The organism is Thermoanaerobacter brockii subsp. finnii Ako-1, assembly GCF_000175295.2.
GTDB lineage: Bacteria > Bacillota > Thermoanaerobacteria > Thermoanaerobacterales > Thermoanaerobacteraceae > Thermoanaerobacter > Thermoanaerobacter pseudethanolicus.
Genome location: NC_014964.1, coordinates 865,484 through 882,796 on the forward strand (window position 1 = coordinate 865,484; position 17,313 = coordinate 882,796).

The window sequence follows — 17,313 nt, forward strand, 5'->3', positions numbered from 1 at the left end:
GGGGTGTTGGAAGTGCAACTAAAAACAAAAGTAAAAATAGAAATGCTATTGTTGTGGAAAAAAATCCTTGATTTTTTAGATTTATCTGAAGGCATATTTTATATTGGAGGAAGTGAAGCATTACCTCCACCTCTTTCTGTAGAAGAAGAAATATATTTAATTTCAAAAATGGAAAAAGGAGATAATGAAGCAAAAACGGTACTTATTGAAAGAAATTTAAGATTGGTAGTATATATAGCAAAAAAATTTGAAAACACAGGAGTAGGAATCGAAGATTTAATATCTATTGGCACGATTGGACTTATAAAAGCTATTAATACTTTCAATCCTAAGAAAAAAATAAAATTAGCTACTTATGCTTCTCGATGCATTGAGAATGAGATATTAATGTATTTAAGAAGGAATAGCAAAACTAAATTAGAGGTTTCTTTTGATGAACCTTTAAATGTAGATTGGGATGGAAATGAACTTTTGCTTTCAGATATTTTAGGCACTGATAATGAAACAGTTTATAAATATATCGAAGATGAAGTAGAAAAGGAATTATTGACTTCTGCATTAAAGAAATTACCAGATAGAGAAAAAAAGATAATAGGACTTAGATTTGGATTAGAGGGTGGAGTAGAAAAGACTCAAAAAGAAGTGGCAGATATGTTGGGAATTTCACAGTCCTATATTTCTCGCTTAGAAAAAAAGATTTTAAAAAGATTAAAAAAAGAAATGAATAGACTAGTTTAAGCGTTTCTGTATATTTTTTTATCCTGCCGGCAATACTGTTAATAAGCTAAACATGTGGGGGCAGGATTTATGAATAACAAAGTTGAAATTTGCGGTGTCAATACCTCTAAGTTACCTGTTTTAAAACCTTCCAAGCAAAAAGAGCTACTGCAGCGGATGAAAAATGGAGACAAAAAAGCAAGAGAAGAATTTATAAATGGCAATTTGCGATTGGTACTAAGTGTTATTCAAAGATTTAATAATCGCGGGGAATACGTAGATGATTTGTTTCAAGTAGGATGTATAGGGCTTATAAAAGCTATTGACAATTTTGACTTAAATCAAAATGTAAAATTTTCTACTTATGCTGTTCCAATGATAATTGGAGAAATAAGAAGATACTTAAGAGATAACACTCCTATAAGGGTGAGCCGCTCTTTAAGAGATATAGCCTATAAAGCATTACAGGTAAGGGACAAATTAGTATCGGAAAATTCCAAAGAGCCGACAGTAGGCGAAATAGCTAAAGAGCTGGACCTTCCAAGAGAGGAAGTGGTAATGGCTCTTGATGCTATTCAAGAACCGGTTTCTTTGTTTGAACCTATATATCATGATGGTGGAGATGCAATTTATGTGATGGACCAAGTCAGCGATGACAAAAATATGGATGAAGTGTGGCTAGAGAAAATTGCATTAAAAGAAGCAATACAAAAACTAAGCGAAAGGGAAAAAATGATATTGACGATGAGATTTTTTGAAGGGAAAACCCAGATGGAGGTAGCAAAAGAGATAGGAATATCTCAAGCACAAGTTTCAAGATTAGAAAAAGCGGCTTTAAATCACATGAGGAAATACATCTAGCTTATCAGGAATGATAAGCTAGATTTTTTCATATAATTTTATGAAAAGGACAAAAGGGGGAAATGAGGATGATTAAAGCTTCAGAATTAAGAGATAAAGATGTTATAGATATAAATACAGGAGAAAAATTAGGGAATATAATTGACATTGAAGTAAACCTTGAAGAAGGAAGAGTAGAGGGAATTGTTATACCGAAAGAAACAAGTTTTTTTAGGTTTTTTAATAAAGATATAGAAATATACTTGCCGTGGGAATCTATAAAAAAGATTGGAACGGACGTTATATTAGTAGATTTCAAAGACAGAGAAGCTTAAGTTTGACTAATGAAAACAAGTTTATTATAATTTTATTAAACAATTAAGAATTGTTGGAGGTAATAAGATGAAATGCCCTTATTGTGGGTATCCAGATTCAAAAGTTATTGATTCTCGACCTACAGATGATAACACTTCTATAAGGAGAAGAAGGGAATGTTTAAAATGTGGGAAGAGATTTACTACTTATGAGAAAGTAGAACAATTGCCTATACTTGTAATAAAAAAAGACAATCGCCGAGAAGTCTATGACAGAGATAAAATATTAAAAGGCATGATAAAAGCTTGCGAAAAAAGGCCAGTGCCTATAAAGGTGTTAGAAGAAATTACAGATGAAATTGACAAAAGAATAATAAATTCAATGGAAAGGGAAATAACCTCCACCGAAATCGGAGAAATGGTAATGGAAAAACTTAAAAATGTAGATGAAGTAGCTTATGTCAGATTTGCTTCTGTTTATAGGCAGTTTAAAGACATAAATACTTTTATGGATGAACTTAAGAAACTTCTTAAAGAGAATGAGACAAAAAAAGAAAAGACATAATTTTATTTTTTGCTTCAAATGTGTACAAGCCATATTATCTGGAGGTGTCAAAATGGCCCATACGGTTTTGGTTATAGAAGATGAAATTCATATATTGGAACTTTTAAGATACAACTTGGAAGCAGCAGGGTACAAAGTTATTACTTCGGAAAATGGAAAAGAAGGCTTGGATAAAGCATTTGAAGGAAAACCCGATTTGGTTATATTAGATTTGATGTTGCCAGATGTAGATGGACTGGAAATATGTAAAATTTTAAAAAAGAATGATGAAACGAAAAATATACCGATAATAATGTTAACAGCAAAAAGCGAAGAATTTGATAAAGTATTGGGATTGGAGTTGGGAGCAGATGATTATATAACAAAGCCTTTCAGCGTAAGAGAATTGTTAGCTCGAATTAAAGCTGTTCTTCGGCGAACCCAACAACCAGAAGAAGAAAAAGAAGAAATAATAAAATTTGGTGATATAGTTATAGATACTGGGAAGCATTTGGTTTATAAAAAAGGAAAAGTCCTAGAATTGACTTTAAAAGAGTTTGAGCTTTTAAAACTTTTGTCTCAAAATATGGGTAAAGTATTAACTAGAGACTATCTTTTAGACAAAGTATGGGGATATGAATATGCTGGAGAAACTCGAACTGTTGATGTACACATCAGGCATTTAAGAAAGAAAATAGAAGACGATGATAAATCCCCTGTATATATTGAAACTGTAAGAGGAATTGGGTATAAGTTAAATGATAAAGGTGAAGCGTAATGTTGAAAAAATCCTATTGTAAATTGTTTTTTATAAACCTACTTGGAATTTTAATAGTCGCCATATTTTTTTTAGGCTATGTTCCAATGACTAAATTTATTTTTGCTATTTTATTAGGAATTTTAGTAACATTTTTTTTAAGTTATAGATTTATAAAAAATATAGTAGAGCCTATAAAAGAGATAACTGAAATCACAAAGGATATTGCAAAGGGGATATACAGTCATAGGCTTGAAAGCGATTCTATTGATGAAATAAAAGAACTTTCTCTTGCAGTAGATTCTATGTCTTATAAATTAAAAGAAACAATAGAGGAATTAAATGATAGAAACGCAAAATTAGAAGCCATTTTAAAAAGCATAGTAAATGGGGTTATCGCTTTTGATAATAATGAGAAGATATTACTTATAAATGACGCTGCGAGGAAAATTCTAAATATAAAAGAGAAAGATTTAATTGGAAGACATATCTTAGAAATTGTAAGAAATAGTAAATTACATGACTTTTTTGAAGATGTTAAGAAAAATAAAAATTCCCCTTCCAAAAGTTTAGAACTAAATGTTTTCAACAAACACCTCAAAGTGTATACTAGTCCAATTCTTCATCCAATTTCCCATCAAAATTTAGGTTTTGTGTTAATAATAGATGATATTACAGAAATGAGAAGATTGGAAAAAATAAGAAGCGAATTTGTTGCAAATGTGTCCCATGAGCTGAGAACTCCTTTGACTTCTATTAGAGGCTTTATTGAAACTTTAAGAAATGGTGCTATTGACAATCCGCAGGCAAGAGATAAATTTTTAGATATAATTGATTTTGAGTCTGAAAGACTTACAAGACTTATAAACGATATACTCACTCTTTCTGAAATAGAAAATGTTAAAGAAGGTTATCCTAAAGAAGAAATAGAATTAGATAATGAGATAGAGGATATATTATATATAATGGACAAGGTCGCGAGAAATAAAAATATAACGTTGAAAAAAGATTTAAATTGTACAGATTTAGTGATAAAAACTAATAAAGATAGATTTCATCAAATGATGATTAATTTAATAGATAATGGTATAAAATACACTCCAGAGGGAGGATTTGTAAAGGTATCTACCAGAGAAGAGGGGGATAAAATAATTGTTACAGTTGAAGACAACGGTATAGGAATTTCGAAAGAAAATATTCCTAGGCTTTTTGAGAGATTTTATCGAGTTGACAAAAGTCGCTCAAGAAAATTAGGTGGTACAGGATTGGGACTTGCTATAGTTAAACATATTGTGGAATCTATGAAAGGAGAAATTTTTGTAGAAAGTGAAGTAGGGAGAGGTACAAAATTTATTATAAAATTCAACAAAACTGATTTAACAAAGACTTAACAATATCTTAATATTGAATTTACAATAGACTGTTACAATGTACTTGTACAAAAAAATTTAAGGAATTTTGGAGGTGCTTTAATGTTAAAGAGTCGATTTGCAAAAGTTGTTATTGCAGTACTGTTGATTGCAAGCTTTTTTACTTTTGCTGCGTGTGGTTCAAAACAACCCCAAAGCAATAATTCTACTACAACCACTGACAATCTTTCAGGTAAGATAACAATTGCTGGTTCTACAGCGTTACAGCCATTAGCTGAACAAGCTGCCAAAATGTTTATGGAAAAATATCCCAATGTAGTGATAACAGTGCAAGGCGGTGGTAGTGGTACAGGATTGACACAAGTAGTTCAAGGGGCAATTGATATTGGAAATTCTGATATTTTTGCTGAAGAAAAATTAGATGCCAACACAGCCAAATCTTTAGTAGATCATAAAGTTGCGATTGTAGGTTTTGCTGTAGTTGTTAATAAAGATGTTACAGTTGATAATTTAACTCAACAACAATTAATAGACATTTTTACAGGGAAAATAACAAATTGGAAAGATGTTGGCGGGTCAGATGAAAAGATAACAGTTATTTTGAGACCTGCAAGTTCGGGCACAAGAGCAACTTTTAAGAAGATCGTGTTAAAAGGTCAGGAAGAAGCAGAAGGTCTTGCTTTGACAGAAGATTCTAATGGAGCAGTTAAAAAAGCTGTAGCAGATACAAAAGGTGCAATTAGCTATATCGGTTTGGCATATATTGATGATACTGTAAAAGTGCTAAAGTATGATGGCGTAGAGCCAACTGCCCAAAACATAATAGATGGCAAGTATCCTATTTGGTCATACGAGCATATGTACACAAAAGGAGAACCTACTGGTGCAGTTAAAGCTTTCTTAGATTTCATGATGTCAGATGAAGTACAAAAAGAACTTGTTCCTAAGGTGGGATTTATACCTGTTAGTGAGATGAAAACAAAATAGAAAATAATTAAAAAAGGAGCTGACATGAATGCCAGTTCCTTTTTTAATATATATATAGATATAGATATCGATTTAACATAGATTTAACACATATTTAACATAAATTTAATGAATTTTTTTTTTAGAGTTGATACTATAAAAGAAGTGCCATTATTGTCATTATAATTTCTTATAATTCATAAATGGGGGAAAGCACATGACAGTTGATAAAAATTATGAAAGAAAGCGGAAATTGGTTAATTCGTTTGGAAAGGCTATCGTTTTCATATCTGCTTTGCTATTAATAATTATCACTGTTTCTCTCTTTTTATTTGTAGCATCTAAAGGTCTTTCCACTTTTATAAAAGATGGCATCTCTATAAAAGAATTTTTGTTTTCTACTACCTGGAAGCCTGATAGAGAGGTACCTGCGGTAGGGGCATTACAATTTATATTAGGTTCTATATATGTGTCTGTTTTTGCTATTATGATAAGCGCACCTATTGGAGTTTCCTCTGCAATTTTTATGGTAGAAATTGCTAAAAAATTAGGTCAAAAGATTTTACAACCAGCTATTGAAATATTCGTAGGCATTCCTTCTGTAGTGTACGGTTGGGTTGGTCTTACAGTATTAGTTCCTTTTATAAGTAAACATTTTGGAGGATTGGGATTTAGTTTGTTGGCAGGTATATTAGTTCTCACGATTATGACACTTCCTACAATTACCAGTGTTAGCACTGATGCTATAAAGTCGTTACCTACGGAGATAAGAGAAGCCAGTTATGCTCTCGGTGCGACAAGGTGGCAAACAATAAGACATGTGATTCTTCCTGCAGCGAAACCGGGAATTTTAACTGCTATTGTATTAGGACTGGCAAGGGCTTTTGGAGAAGCTTTGGCAGTTCAAATGGTTATAGGAAATCGACCAGTGATTCCTAAATCTTTTTTAGAACCTATGAGTACTATAACTTCTATCATTACAATGGACATGGGAAATACAGTAATGGGTACTGTGTGGAATGATGCCCTTTGGTCTTTGGCATTACTCCTTCTTATGATATCTTTTACTTTCATCATTGTAATTAAATTGGTTGGCAGGAGGGGAATGTATAAATGAAATCTAAACTGTATGATAAAATAGCGAATATATATTTTTACGTTGTTGCTGTGTTTTTAATCTTGCTTTTGGTTTCATTAATAAGTTATATATTGTATCAAGGGAGAACTAAACTGAATATAGATTTTTTAACTTCCCCTCCAAAATTTATGGAAGCAGGAGGAGGCATAGGGCCACAGCTTTTTAATTCATTACAATTATTAATAATAACTTTGATAATTTCTGTTCCCATAGGCTTAGGTGCAGGAATCTATATGGCAGAGTATGCAAAACCGGGTTTATTAACGGAAATTATAAGGTTGTCAGCAGAAACTTTATCTTCAATGCCTTCTATTGTAGTAGGTCTTTTTGGACTTTTAGTGTTTGTAACCATGACTGGATGGGGTTATTCCCTCGTTGCAGGAGCTCTTACTCTTACGGTGTTAAATCTTCCTGTAATGACAAGAGTAAGTGAAGATTCGATTAGAAGTGTGCCCAATAGTTTAAGAGAGGCAAGTTACGCTTTAGGTGCTACTAAATGGCAAACAATTGTAAAAGTTGTAGTGCCTGCTGCAATGCCTGGAATTATAACAGGAATAATTTTAACTGCTGGAAGAATTTTTGGAGAAGCTGCTGCTTTGTTGTATACTGCAGGCATGAGTAGCCCTGCCTTGAATTTTTCAAACTTAAATCCCTCAAGTCCTACTTCGCCTTTAAATATCTTTAGGCCTGCAGAGACTTTGGCTGTTTATATTTGGAAGGTAAATAGTGAGGGGTTAGCACCTGATGCAAGACAGATTGCAGACGGTGCTGCAGCAGTTTTATTGCTAATGGTATTGATCTTCAACATTCTTGCTAGATGGTTAGGAAATACATTATATAAAAGAATGACAGGAGAAAAATAAAATGGTATAATATAGCTAATAGGAAGGGGAATGACTGGTAAATGAAAAAAATACAGGTCAAAGATTTAGACTTGTTTTACGGAGATGTCCAAGCCCTCAAAAAAATAAATTTGGATGTAGAAGCGAATAGCGTTTTGGCACTTATAGGTCCCTCTGGTTGTGGTAAATCTACCTTTATTCGTACTTTGAATAGGATGAACGATCTTATTGAGGGAGTTAAAATAAGTGGTACTGTTTTACTTGATGGTCAAGATGTATACAAAGAAGTGGATGTTATTGAACTTAGAAAGAGAGTAGGAATGGTTTTTCAAAAACCTAATCCTTTTCCTATGACGGTTTACGACAATGTAGCTTATGGCCCAAGAATTCATGGTATAAAAGACAAAAAAAAGTTAAATGAAATTGTTGAAAAAAGTTTGAAAGCTGCAGCTTTATGGGATGAAGTAAAAGATAGGCTCGACAAATCAGCTCTCAGTTTGTCTGGTGGCCAACAGCAAAGGCTTTGTATTGCTAGGACATTGGCAGTAGAACCAGAGGTAATTTTGATGGACGAGCCTACTTCAGCCTTAGATCCTATTTCTACTATGAAAATTGAGGAATTAATTAATGAGTTGAAAAATAAATATACAATAATAATAGTAACTCATAATATGCAACAAGCAGGAAGAGTGTCAGATTACACGGCCTTTTTCTTAAATGGTGAATTAATTGAAAGTGGACCAACAGACAGGGTTTTTTATAATCCTAAAGATAAGAGGACGGAAGACTACATTACTGGAAGATTCGGTTAAAAGGAGGTGACACAGTGAATCGTACTCATTTTGAAAAAGAATTAGAAGAACTTCATTATGATGTTTTAAAAATGGGTAGCCTTGTAGAAGAGGCCATAGCAAATTCTATTGCTTCTTTAGTAAACCATGATACAGAATTAGCTCAGAAAGTTATAGATGACGATGACAGAATAGACAAAATAGAAGTAGAAATTGATAATAAGTGTGCAAAGATTATTGTAACCCAGCAGCCAATTGCAAGAGATTTGAGAATAGTTTTGACGGGTCTTAAAATTGTTACAGATTTAGAAAGAATGGCGGACCATGCAGTAGATATAGCAAAGACTACGTTGAGGATTGCTCATCAAAATTATATAAAACCTTTAATCGATATTCCAAGAATGGCAGAAATTGTAAGAGAAATGGTTAAAATGTCTTTGGATTCCTATGTACGACAAGATTTAGAACTGGCGAGAGCTATTGGCGAAAAAGACGATATAGTAGATGCTCTTTACAAACAGATTTTTAGAGAACTTTTGACATATATGATGGAAGACCCTAGAAACATTGACCAGGCAACACAATTTTTGTTTGTTGCTCGTTATCTTGAAAGAATTGCTGACCATGCAACTAATATATGTGAATGGGTAATTTATCTAGATACCGGTGAACATATAGATTTAAATTGAAATGCAAAAAGCGCTCACTCGAAAAAGTGAGCGCTTTTTGCATATTTTTTTTGCATTGTGTAAAACATATTTTTAAGAAAAAAAGTTAGGGAGTGATTTTGATGCCATTAAGCTATATTTTGCTTTCTATTACAGGATTGGTCGTTTTGTTCGGATTTGCCCATAGAGTATTAGATAGGATGAAAATGACAGATACATGGGCTTTTTTGGTGATAATTGGGATGATTATAGGGACATTAATACCTAATATTCCTATAACAAAAACTGTGTCTATAAACATAGGTGGAGCTGTTATCCCTATAGCAGTATGTGTGTATCTTTTTTTGAAAGCAGAAAGTACCAGAGAAAGAGTAAATGCAGTTGTAGTATCAATTGTTGCAGGAATAGCTGTTTTTATTGCAGGGCGAATACTTCCTGCAGAACCTGAAGCCATGATTATTGAGCCTAAGTATATTTATGGTATTGTTGGAGGTTTAATTGCGTATCTTTTTTCACGTTCGAGAAGAAGTGCTTTTATTGCAGGGGTGATGGGAATAATACTGGCAAATGTAATGCAGGCAGTCTCAAACTACTTGACAGGGACAAGAGGAGCCGTATCCATAGGAGGAGCTGGATTTTTTGATTCGGTAGTTATATCTATGATAATTGCCGTGTTTTTGTCTGAAATAATTGGGGAAACAAGAGAAAAAATACAAGGAGGTACTTCTAAAAAGCATCTTGAACCTAGGGAGGGTATGGCTAGCAGCTTGATAGATACTAACAAAAAAGAAGAGGGTGATAAAAATGAACAAAAGGAAGATGAATAAAGTTACAATATTAATCTTATTGGTTATTGGATTTTTATCTTTTGCTATTAGCAGTTATGCAGAGAAGCAGGCTGAATTACAACCCGATTATTACACAGTGTATGATGCAAAGACAAATAAAGTGCTTTTCAGAACTGCAATGGAGGTTTATAAGGGGGATAGATATTTATCAGGAGATAATAAATTGTATGAAGTGTTCAAAGTGAATAAAAATGAAAATACAGCTTATGCAAAGTATTTGCAAACAGAAAAACTTCCAGATGTGAATATAGAAGAAATTTTACAAGCAATGGCAGTAACAGAAAATACTGGTGAAAAAAGAGTGGCGATATATTCTACCCACAGTGACGAATCCTATCTTCCTTCAGATGGTGCTGCAAGTATCAATGGACATGGCGGCATATACAAAGTAGATGCTGCCTTACAAAAAGCTTTAGAGGCAAAAGGAGTCACAGTCAAAGTGGACAGGACTTTGTATCTACCTCATGATGCTATGGCATACAGCCGATCAAGAACTGGAGCGGTCAAACTTTTAAAGGATTTTAAACCGGACCTACTTTTGGATGTTCATAGAGATGCAGTACCACTCGAAGAATATATACGAAAAATTGCAGGGAAGAATGCTACAGGCGTAAGAATTGTCTTAGGACGAAACAATCCTAATTTAAAAGCAAATCAGCAATTAGCCTATAGGATAAAAGCTATTGCGGATAAGACATATCCAAACATGATCAAGGATATATTTTTTGGAAAAGGAGATTTTAATCAAGATTTGACTCCAAACTCTTTATTGTTAGAATTTGGTACCTATTCTCATACAAGAGAAAGAGCAGAAGTTTCTGCTTCTTTAATAGCAGACGTATTGACTAAAGCACTTTATGGTTCAGATGAGCAAAAACAAGTAGGTACTGTTACAAAAGCTCAAAGACCGCTTCCTGGACAGAACAAAGCTGCAGGTACCGGAATATGGGTTTTGATTGGAGTTGTCGTAGTGTCAGCAGTAGCTTTCATGTTTTTGAGTACTGGTGGGCGAGAGATGTATCACAAGTTTTCTAAAGCTACGCGCAAAGAATTTGCAAGTTATTTGGGTAAGTTTAGGCGGAAAAAAGGAGATGAGCCATGAGCATAAATCATGAATTTTATATCAATATTGTGGTTTGTGGAATTGCTTTGGGGACACTTGCCCGCTTTATATATTTAAGAGTGGACTATAGGCAGTATCCTACTTATCCTCAAGGTTATATGACTCATTTAACCTTAGGGATAATTTCAGCGGCTTTAGGAGCTTTTTCTGTGCCTGCATTAATTGAAAAACAGTACACTGCTGTCACCTTTTTAGCTTTGGCAGCACAACAATTTAAAGAAGTAAGAGAAATAGAGAGAGCCAGCTTAGAAAAAATGGAAGCAACAGAATTAGTTCCAAGAGGAGCAGCGTATATAGAAAATATAGCTAAAATTTTTGAAGCAAGAAACTATATTGCTATGGCAGTAGCTGCTCTTACTTCTTTGGCAGTTTATCTTTCTAAAAGTGTTATAATAGGTACAATTGTGGGAGGATTAGCAATTTATTTGTCTCGTTATGTAATGAAAATCGCTTATATTAGAGATATTGCTGAAGTTCTTCCTTCAAAGATTGTTTTTAAAGGACCTTTATTGTGCGTTGAGGATGTGGTTTTAGCAGATATAGGTCTAAAAGAAGGAAGAGAAATAATAGAGAAATTTGGAATGGCTGTTATAATACGTCCGAAAGGGTTAGATAGTTTAATTTCCATAAATAACTTAGGAATAAGACAGGCTATTCTCCATGAAGCTGCTAATCAATTAGGATTAAAAATGAATATTGATACTCCTGAATTAGCTCCTCTTACTATGAACAACAATGAAAATGGAGATATTATTGTGGTTATGGTAGCGATGAAGCCTGATATAGATGCATTTGTGGAAATTATAAAGAATGTGCCAGCAATTGAAACTGTAAGAAAGTATCCTTCAAAGTCAAGGGGCGCGAGAAAAGCTTTCAATTGAGGTGATAGAATGGAAGTACATGTTACAGGATATATAATAGCAATAGTAGCTTTAAGAAAAGCAAAAGACAATGTCTCAAGTGGTACTGCACCCATCATTTATGTAGAAAATGAAGAAGAACAGCAAAAGCTTTCTATGTATTTGAGCAGAATTTTTAAGGCAGCCGTTCACGACCTTGAAAATGGAGTATTTATTTTAGTTAAACAATATTAGGTGGTATCTATGAAAGTAGTGTATTATAGCTATTATGGGTGCTATTCTTCTCCTATATGTGCATATCTTCATTTAAATGACAAATCCAAAATTGAAAAAGAGGAATTTTTTAAAATTCCTTTTTTGTTTCAAGTTGATTATGGACAAATGAGATTTATTGGGAAAGATAATAATCAAAATGAAGTCTTCATAATAGGAATGAAAAATTTTAGTGAAAATATCAAGAAAACTTTGTATGATTTGATGGAAGTTTTTAAAATAAAAGAAGATATAATTTTTATAGACACTTCCCACTATGATGTAATTTTTTTTAAAGTGCTGATGAATCTAAGAGGTAAGAAAATACTAACACAAACTATAGACAATTTTTTATATAATTACTATTTGATGAGACACAAGAATATAAAAAGATTTGTAGAGAGATATAAAAAAATACTATGAGGTGGTAGGTTTGTGATTATTGTATATATGTGTTATGGAAGTGCTCACTCTTCTGTTGTAGCTGCTTCTATACACATAGGACTTTTACCTATTGACAGAGTGCCTACTTATGAAGAAATTGTTTCTCTTCCTCATTATGATAAAACTTCCAACGATGAAATTGGCACTCTTTTTTATATGGGTAAGGATGAATTTGGAAACTATGTGTACATTGTCGGTGCGAGAAATGGGCGAGAAATAGTGACAAAAGCTATTTACAGTTTTTTGTCTTTATATGGAATTTCTGAAAAAGATATATTAGTCGTAGATGCACTTCCTACCATAGGACTTACTACAAAGATTGGAGGTATTACGTCAAGGCGCTTAGGAATTATCTTTTTAGGTAGGCCTATAACGGTATATGGTATATTGAAAAAATACAACAATTTCGTAAAATTAGTAACAGATATTAAAACAAAGTTGCAAATAAGGTCTTGACGTATTGATAGGATTAATTCATAATTGAAAAGAGAGGAGTTAATTTAGGAGGAAAAATATGCATAAAATAAATATAAAAGATGTAATAAAAGGAAGTATAGCATGGGATTTAGATATACAAAAAGGAGACAAACTCATTACATTAAACGGAAAAGAAATAATTGATATAATAGATTATCGATATGAAGTGTCAAATGAGTTTATACAATTAGAAATTGAAAAGGCTACAGGAGAAAGATATATTTTTGAAGTGGAAAAAGACTATGATGAGGATTTAGGGTTAGTCTTTGAAGAAGAAATAATTGACAGGCCAAAACATTGTAGAAATAAGTGTATTTTTTGCTTTATTGACCAGTTACCTAAAGGAGTCCGCAAATCTCTTTTATTTAAGGATGACGATTATAGGTTTTCCTTTTTACAAGGTAATTTTATTACTATGACTAATATGAGTGAAGAGGAAATTGCCAGGGTAATAAAATATAAGCTCTCTCCCTTATATGTTTCAATTCATGCCACTGATGATGATGTAAGAGTGAAAATGATAAATAACCCGAATGCAAAAGGTATAATGGATAAATTAAAAAAACTTGTTGAGAACGGAATTGAGGTACATGGTCAAATCGTATTATGTCCAGAAATAAATGATGGTAAAATTCTTGACAGAACTATCAAGGATTTGTCGAGCTTGTATCCAGGAGTAAAATCAATAGCAGTTGTTCCAGTAGGACTTACAGACCACAGAGAGAGACTTTATAAACTTAGGACATTTACCAAAGAAGAAGCTAAAAATGTAGTCGAACAAGTGTCTTCATGGCAAAAGAAATTAAAGAAAGAATTAGGTTCTTCTTTTGTTTTTTTATCAGATGAGTTTTATGTGATGGCAGGTGTTACTATACCTTCTTATTATTATTACGAGGGGTTCCCTCAAATAGAAAATGGCGTAGGACTTATGGCATTGTTTAAACATCAATTTGAAAGGAGTCTAAAAAGATTAAAAGCGAATAAAGGGAAAAATATAAACACCACCCCTTACCTTATTGTTACAGGAATAGCTGCCTATAATTTTATGGAAGAAGTAGCGAAAGAATTAAGAAAAACAGGGTTTAATGTAAAAGTGGAGAAGATACACAATGAGTTTTTTGGTCACAATATCACAGTAGCTGGACTTGTGGTGGGGAAAGATATAATAAACCAATTAAAAGGTAAAATAAATGAGGAAGTTTTAGTTATTCCCGATGTCATGTTAAAGGAAAGTTCAAATGTTTTTCTTGATGATACTACTGTTGAAGAAATAGAAAGAGAACTGGGGACAAAAGTTATAGTTTCTGAAGTCGATGGGAGAAAATTTTTACAAAGGATACAGAGTGGAAGGTGATAGATATGGCAGGAGCAATGGTAAGTATTGTAGGTAGACCAAACGTGGGTAAATCTACTCTTTTTAATAAAATTATGGGAAAAAGAATTTCTATTGTTGAAGACAAACCAGGAGTTACAAGGGATAGAATATACGGCAATGTAGAATGGCTGGACAAAAAATTTATATTAGTAGACACAGGAGGATTAGACCCAAATGCTGAAGATATCCTCTTTTCAAAAGTTCGTTTACAAGTGGAAGCAGCAATTGATGCTTCCGACGTAATATTATTTTTAGTTGATGCAAAAGAAGGTTTAATGCCAGAAGATGAAGAAATAGCAAACATTTTAAGAAGAGCAAAAAAAGAAGTTATTTTGGTTTGCAACAAGGTGGACAGTTTTAAAGAAATGCCTCCTACTTATTATGACTTTTTTAGCCTTGGTTTAGGCAATCCCATTCCAATTTCAGCGTCAAATGGGTTGGGCATCGGAGAACTTTTAGACGAAGTAGTAAAAAAATTGCCACAGGAAGAGTTAGAATACACTGAAGAGACAATTAAAATTGCTGTTATTGGCAAACCTAATGTGGGGAAATCCTCACTAGTTAACAAAATATTAGGGGAAGAAAGGGTAATAGTCAGTAACATACCTGGCACTACACGGGATGCAATAGATACTCCTTTTTCAAAAGATGGGAAGAACTATGTTCTTATTGATACAGCAGGGATACGTAGAAAAAGTAGAATTAGCGAATCTATAGAAAGGTACAGCGTACTAAGAGCTTTAGCTGCAATTGAAAGGTCTGATATATGCCTTTTGATGATAGATGCTACAGAAGGTCCAACAGAACAGGACACTAAAATAGCAGGATATGCGTTTGAAAATGGAAAAGGAATCATCATAGTTGTTAATAAATGGGATGCAATAAAAAAAGATAATAATACTGTTAATGAGTATACTAAGATGGTAAGAGAAAAACTATCTTTTATATCTTTTGCTCCTATACTATTTATTTCAGCAAAAACAGGGCAAAGAGTACACAGAGTTTTAGAGACTGTAGATAAAGTATGGGAGGAATATAATAAAAGAATTACTACTGGTCTTTTAAATAATGTGCTAAATGAAGCTATGCTTATGTTTCCGCCACCTGCTGATAAGGGCAAACCATTAAAAGTATATTATACTTCACAAGTAGGAATTAAGCCGCCTTCTTTTGTAGTATTTGTCAATGAACCTGAGCTTATGCATTTTTCCTATTTAAGATTTATTGAGAATACATTAAGACAAAATTTTGGCTTTGAAGGAGTACCTGTTGTGATTTCTACGAGAAAAAGAGGGGAAAATTAAAAGGGAAAGGGGGGGAAATATGTACGCTGTTTTGACAGCCATCATTGCTTATTTGATTGGTTGCATAAACAATGCATATATTTTAACAAAATATACGCGAAAAATAGACATTCGCAATTATGGGAGTGGAAATGCGGGGGCTACTAATGTTTTAAGAGTATTAGGGTATAAAGCTGCAGCTCCTGTTTTTGCATTGGATGTGTTAAAAGGAGTTATAGCCGTATTAATCGGTAAGTATTTAATGGGTAATACTGGTGCTATGATTGCAGGAATAGCAGTGGTATGCGGTCATAACTGGCCTGTGTTTTTAAAATTTAGAGGTGGAAAAGGAATTGCTACAAGCGTTGGAGTTGTAATGACTGTAAGTCCTCTTTTAGGGCTCATAGCCTTAGCAATTGGGGTTACAGTAATTGTTTTGACAAAATACGTATCTTTAGGGTCCATAACAGGGTCGGTTACTTTTGTGCTTTTAAATGCAATCTTTTGGAATTCAACACAAATATTCATATTTTCGCTTATTCTGGCATCTTTAGCAATTTTCCAACACCGTTCTAATATAAAACGTTTGCTGGCGGGAACAGAATCCAAGCTGGGACAAAAGACGGAAATAAAATGAGAAAGGAAAGTGGTCATGAAAATATCAGTATTAGGTGCGGGAAGTTGGGGAACAGCTATAGCGATACACTTAAACCGACTTGGGCATCAAATTACATTGTGGCTGAGAGATAAAAATCAGTTTGAGGAAATTGTGTCTACTCGTCACAATAAAAAATATCTTGATGTTGATATTCCTCAAGAAATTTCCATTACTACTGATTTAAAAGAGGCAGTAACTAACTCTGAAATAGTAGTAATCGCAGTACCTTCTCATGCTGTGAGAGAGATATCGGAAAAATTAAAAGAGGTAGTTGATAAAAACTTTATTGTGGTAAATCTTGCAAAGGGAATAGAGACTTCCACTTTAAAAAGAATGTCTGAAGTCATAAAAGAATATCTTTCAAATGATGTAGTTGTTTTGTCAGGTCCTAGTCATGCTGAGGAAGTAGTCAGGCAAATTCCTACAGCCTGTGTTTTAGCCTCTTTGAATGTTAAAGCCTGTGAAATAGTGCAAGATGCCTTTATGGATGAAAACTTTAGGTTGTATATAAACAAGGACGTTGTGGGAGTGGAATTAGGAGGATCATTAAAGAATATTATAGCCTTGGGAGCTGGAATTTCAGACGGGCTTGGATTTGGCGATAATACCAAAGCTGCTCTTATGACAAGAGGTCTTGCGGAAATTACTCGTTTGGGTGTCGCGTTAGGTTCTGATCCGTTGACGTTTTTAGGTTTGGCAGGTGTAGGAGACCTCATTGTCACTTGTACCAGCATGCTTTCACGAAATAGAAGAGCAGGGATACTTATAGGTAAAGGTAAAAGTTTAGAAGAAGCATTAAAAGAGATAGGAATGGTAGTAGAAGGAGTTAATACTACAAAATCCGCCTACAGACTTTCTCAAATTAATAAAATAGAAATGCCAATAACTAAAGAAATTTATTCCATACTTTTTGAGGGTAAAAATCCCTATGAGGCTGTTTATAGCCTTATGACGAGAGATAAAAAACATGAATTGCACGGTATTTGATCTCCGGTTTTCCGGAGATTTTATTATATTTCAATATTTTTTACATATAAATGTACTGT

21 protein-coding genes are annotated in these 17,313 nt (G+C 33.4%); all 21 read left to right on the top strand.

The genetic code is table 11. From position 1 onward, the window contains the following. Positions 1-12: 12 nt before the first annotated feature. The 21 genes from sigE to THEBR_RS04310 all read left to right on the top strand — a co-directional run bounded on the left by sigE (position 13) and on the right by THEBR_RS04310 (position 17,254). A complete protein-coding gene (sigE, locus tag THEBR_RS04210) occupies positions 13-738 on the top strand; it encodes an RNA polymerase sporulation sigma factor SigE (RefSeq protein WP_003871580.1) in 726 nt (241 codons plus the stop codon). 69 nt (positions 739-807) lie between these two features. Then, the gene (gene sigG, locus THEBR_RS04215) at positions 808-1,578 is read left to right on the top strand and encodes an RNA polymerase sporulation sigma factor SigG (RefSeq protein ID WP_004402381.1); all 771 of its coding nucleotides are present in this window, start codon (positions 808-810) and stop codon (positions 1,576-1,578) included. Between the two features lie 68 nt (positions 1,579-1,646). Continuing rightward, positions 1,647-1,892 carry a YlmC/YmxH family sporulation protein gene (locus THEBR_RS04220; protein WP_003867938.1) on the top strand — a complete coding sequence of 82 codons (246 nt, stop codon included), beginning with the start codon at positions 1,647-1,649 and terminating at the stop codon, positions 1,890-1,892. A 67-nt stretch (positions 1,893-1,959) separates the two neighbouring features. Then, on the top strand, positions 1,960-2,436 hold the full coding sequence (gene nrdR, locus THEBR_RS04225) for a transcriptional regulator NrdR (RefSeq protein WP_003867939.1): 477 nt from the start codon (positions 1,960-1,962) through the stop codon (positions 2,434-2,436). Between the two features lie 52 nt (positions 2,437-2,488). Continuing rightward, a complete protein-coding gene (locus tag THEBR_RS04230; RefSeq protein ID WP_003867940.1) occupies positions 2,489-3,193 on the top strand; it encodes a response regulator transcription factor in 705 nt (234 codons plus the stop codon). Beyond that, positions 3,193-4,563, top strand: coding sequence for a two-component system histidine kinase PnpS (gene pnpS, locus THEBR_RS04235; RefSeq protein WP_012269190.1), 1,371 nt, complete (start codon positions 3,193-3,195; stop codon positions 4,561-4,563). The genes THEBR_RS04230 and pnpS overlap by 1 nt, the downstream gene beginning before the upstream one ends. 81 nt (positions 4,564-4,644) lie before the next feature. Then, positions 4,645-5,529, top strand: coding sequence for a phosphate ABC transporter substrate-binding protein (locus THEBR_RS04240; RefSeq protein WP_012269191.1), 885 nt, complete (start codon positions 4,645-4,647; stop codon positions 5,527-5,529). A gap of 196 nt (positions 5,530-5,725) precedes the next feature. Then, positions 5,726-6,625, top strand: coding sequence for a phosphate ABC transporter permease subunit PstC (gene pstC, locus THEBR_RS04245; RefSeq protein WP_003867943.1), 900 nt, complete (start codon positions 5,726-5,728; stop codon positions 6,623-6,625). Beyond that, positions 6,622-7,509, top strand: coding sequence for a phosphate ABC transporter permease PstA (gene pstA, locus THEBR_RS04250; protein WP_003867944.1), 888 nt, complete (start codon positions 6,622-6,624; stop codon positions 7,507-7,509). Before pstC ends, pstA begins: the two co-directional genes overlap by 4 nt. Before the next feature lie 41 nt (positions 7,510-7,550). Then, positions 7,551-8,300, top strand: a complete 750-nt coding sequence (gene pstB, locus THEBR_RS04255; protein WP_012269192.1) for a phosphate ABC transporter ATP-binding protein PstB — start codon at positions 7,551-7,553, stop codon at positions 8,298-8,300. Positions 8,301-8,314: 14 nt separating this feature from the next. Continuing rightward, complete coding sequence (gene phoU / locus THEBR_RS04260) at positions 8,315-8,968, top strand: phosphate signaling complex protein PhoU (protein ID WP_012268757.1); 654 nt, start codon at positions 8,315-8,317, stop codon at positions 8,966-8,968. A 101-nt stretch (positions 8,969-9,069) separates the two neighbouring features. After that, a complete protein-coding gene (locus THEBR_RS04265; protein WP_003867948.1) occupies positions 9,070-9,774 on the top strand; it encodes a DUF1614 domain-containing protein in 705 nt (234 codons plus the stop codon). Then, a complete protein-coding gene (gene spoIIP / locus THEBR_RS04270) occupies positions 9,752-10,897 on the top strand; it encodes a stage II sporulation protein P (protein ID WP_012269193.1) in 1,146 nt (381 codons plus the stop codon). Before THEBR_RS04265 ends, spoIIP begins: the two co-directional genes overlap by 23 nt. After that, positions 10,894-11,799: a YIEGIA family protein gene (locus THEBR_RS04275; RefSeq protein ID WP_003867950.1), complete on the top strand. Its 906-nt coding sequence runs from the start codon at positions 10,894-10,896 to the stop codon at positions 11,797-11,799. Before spoIIP ends, THEBR_RS04275 begins: the two co-directional genes overlap by 4 nt. A gap of 9 nt (positions 11,800-11,808) precedes the next feature. Continuing rightward, positions 11,809-12,012 carry a capping complex subunit for YIEGIA gene (locus THEBR_RS04280; protein ID WP_003867951.1) on the top strand — a complete coding sequence of 68 codons (204 nt, stop codon included), beginning with the start codon at positions 11,809-11,811 and terminating at the stop codon, positions 12,010-12,012. A gap of 9 nt (positions 12,013-12,021) precedes the next feature. After that, positions 12,022-12,453, top strand: coding sequence for a DUF3189 family protein (locus THEBR_RS04285; protein ID WP_003867952.1), 432 nt, complete (start codon positions 12,022-12,024; stop codon positions 12,451-12,453). A gap of 12 nt (positions 12,454-12,465) precedes the next feature. Continuing rightward, the gene (locus THEBR_RS04290) at positions 12,466-12,930 is read left to right on the top strand and encodes a DUF3189 family protein (protein ID WP_003867953.1); all 465 of its coding nucleotides are present in this window, start codon (positions 12,466-12,468) and stop codon (positions 12,928-12,930) included. Positions 12,931-12,988: 58 nt separating this feature from the next. Continuing rightward, positions 12,989-14,305, top strand: coding sequence for a DUF512 domain-containing protein (locus THEBR_RS04295; protein WP_012269194.1), 1,317 nt, complete (start codon positions 12,989-12,991; stop codon positions 14,303-14,305). Between the two features lie 5 nt (positions 14,306-14,310). Then, on the top strand, positions 14,311-15,630 hold the full coding sequence (gene der, locus THEBR_RS04300; RefSeq protein WP_003867955.1) for a ribosome biogenesis GTPase Der: 1,320 nt from the start codon (positions 14,311-14,313) through the stop codon (positions 15,628-15,630). Between the two features lie 19 nt (positions 15,631-15,649). After that, entirely contained in the window at positions 15,650-16,246 is a 597-nt protein-coding gene (plsY, locus tag THEBR_RS04305) for a glycerol-3-phosphate 1-O-acyltransferase PlsY (RefSeq protein WP_003867956.1), read from the top strand. A 15-nt stretch (positions 16,247-16,261) separates the two neighbouring features. Further along, complete coding sequence (locus THEBR_RS04310; protein WP_012269195.1) at positions 16,262-17,254, top strand: NAD(P)H-dependent glycerol-3-phosphate dehydrogenase; 993 nt, start codon at positions 16,262-16,264, stop codon at positions 17,252-17,254. Positions 17,255-17,313 lie beyond the last annotated feature (59 nt).

Coding starts and splice junctions, on each gene's coding strand:
- THEBR_RS04230 (WP_003867940.1), top strand. CDS start 2,489: ATGGCCCATACGGTTTTGGTTATAGAAGATGAAATTCATATATTGGAA.
- der (WP_003867955.1), top strand. CDS start 14,311: ATGGCAGGAGCAATGGTAAGTATTGTAGGTAGACCAAACGTGGGTAAA.
- THEBR_RS04240 (WP_012269191.1), top strand. CDS start 4,645: ATGTTAAAGAGTCGATTTGCAAAAGTTGTTATTGCAGTACTGTTGATT.
- plsY (WP_003867956.1), top strand. CDS start 15,650: ATGTACGCTGTTTTGACAGCCATCATTGCTTATTTGATTGGTTGCATA.
- pnpS (WP_012269190.1), top strand. CDS start 3,193: ATGTTGAAAAAATCCTATTGTAAATTGTTTTTTATAAACCTACTTGGA.
- pstA (WP_003867944.1), top strand. CDS start 6,622: ATGAAATCTAAACTGTATGATAAAATAGCGAATATATATTTTTACGTT.
- THEBR_RS04280 (WP_003867951.1), top strand. CDS start 11,809: ATGGAAGTACATGTTACAGGATATATAATAGCAATAGTAGCTTTAAGA.
- THEBR_RS04295 (WP_012269194.1), top strand. CDS start 12,989: ATGCATAAAATAAATATAAAAGATGTAATAAAAGGAAGTATAGCATGG.
- nrdR (WP_003867939.1), top strand. CDS start 1,960: ATGAAATGCCCTTATTGTGGGTATCCAGATTCAAAAGTTATTGATTCT.
- spoIIP (WP_012269193.1), top strand. CDS start 9,752: ATGAACAAAAGGAAGATGAATAAAGTTACAATATTAATCTTATTGGTT.
- THEBR_RS04310 (WP_012269195.1), top strand. CDS start 16,262: ATGAAAATATCAGTATTAGGTGCGGGAAGTTGGGGAACAGCTATAGCG.
- THEBR_RS04285 (WP_003867952.1), top strand. CDS start 12,022: ATGAAAGTAGTGTATTATAGCTATTATGGGTGCTATTCTTCTCCTATA.
- sigG (WP_004402381.1), top strand. CDS start 808: ATGAATAACAAAGTTGAAATTTGCGGTGTCAATACCTCTAAGTTACCT.
- THEBR_RS04275 (WP_003867950.1), top strand. CDS start 10,894: ATGAGCATAAATCATGAATTTTATATCAATATTGTGGTTTGTGGAATT.
- THEBR_RS04265 (WP_003867948.1), top strand. CDS start 9,070: ATGCCATTAAGCTATATTTTGCTTTCTATTACAGGATTGGTCGTTTTG.
- THEBR_RS04220 (WP_003867938.1), top strand. CDS start 1,647: ATGATTAAAGCTTCAGAATTAAGAGATAAAGATGTTATAGATATAAAT.
- pstB (WP_012269192.1), top strand. CDS start 7,551: ATGAAAAAAATACAGGTCAAAGATTTAGACTTGTTTTACGGAGATGTC.
- pstC (WP_003867943.1), top strand. CDS start 5,726: ATGACAGTTGATAAAAATTATGAAAGAAAGCGGAAATTGGTTAATTCG.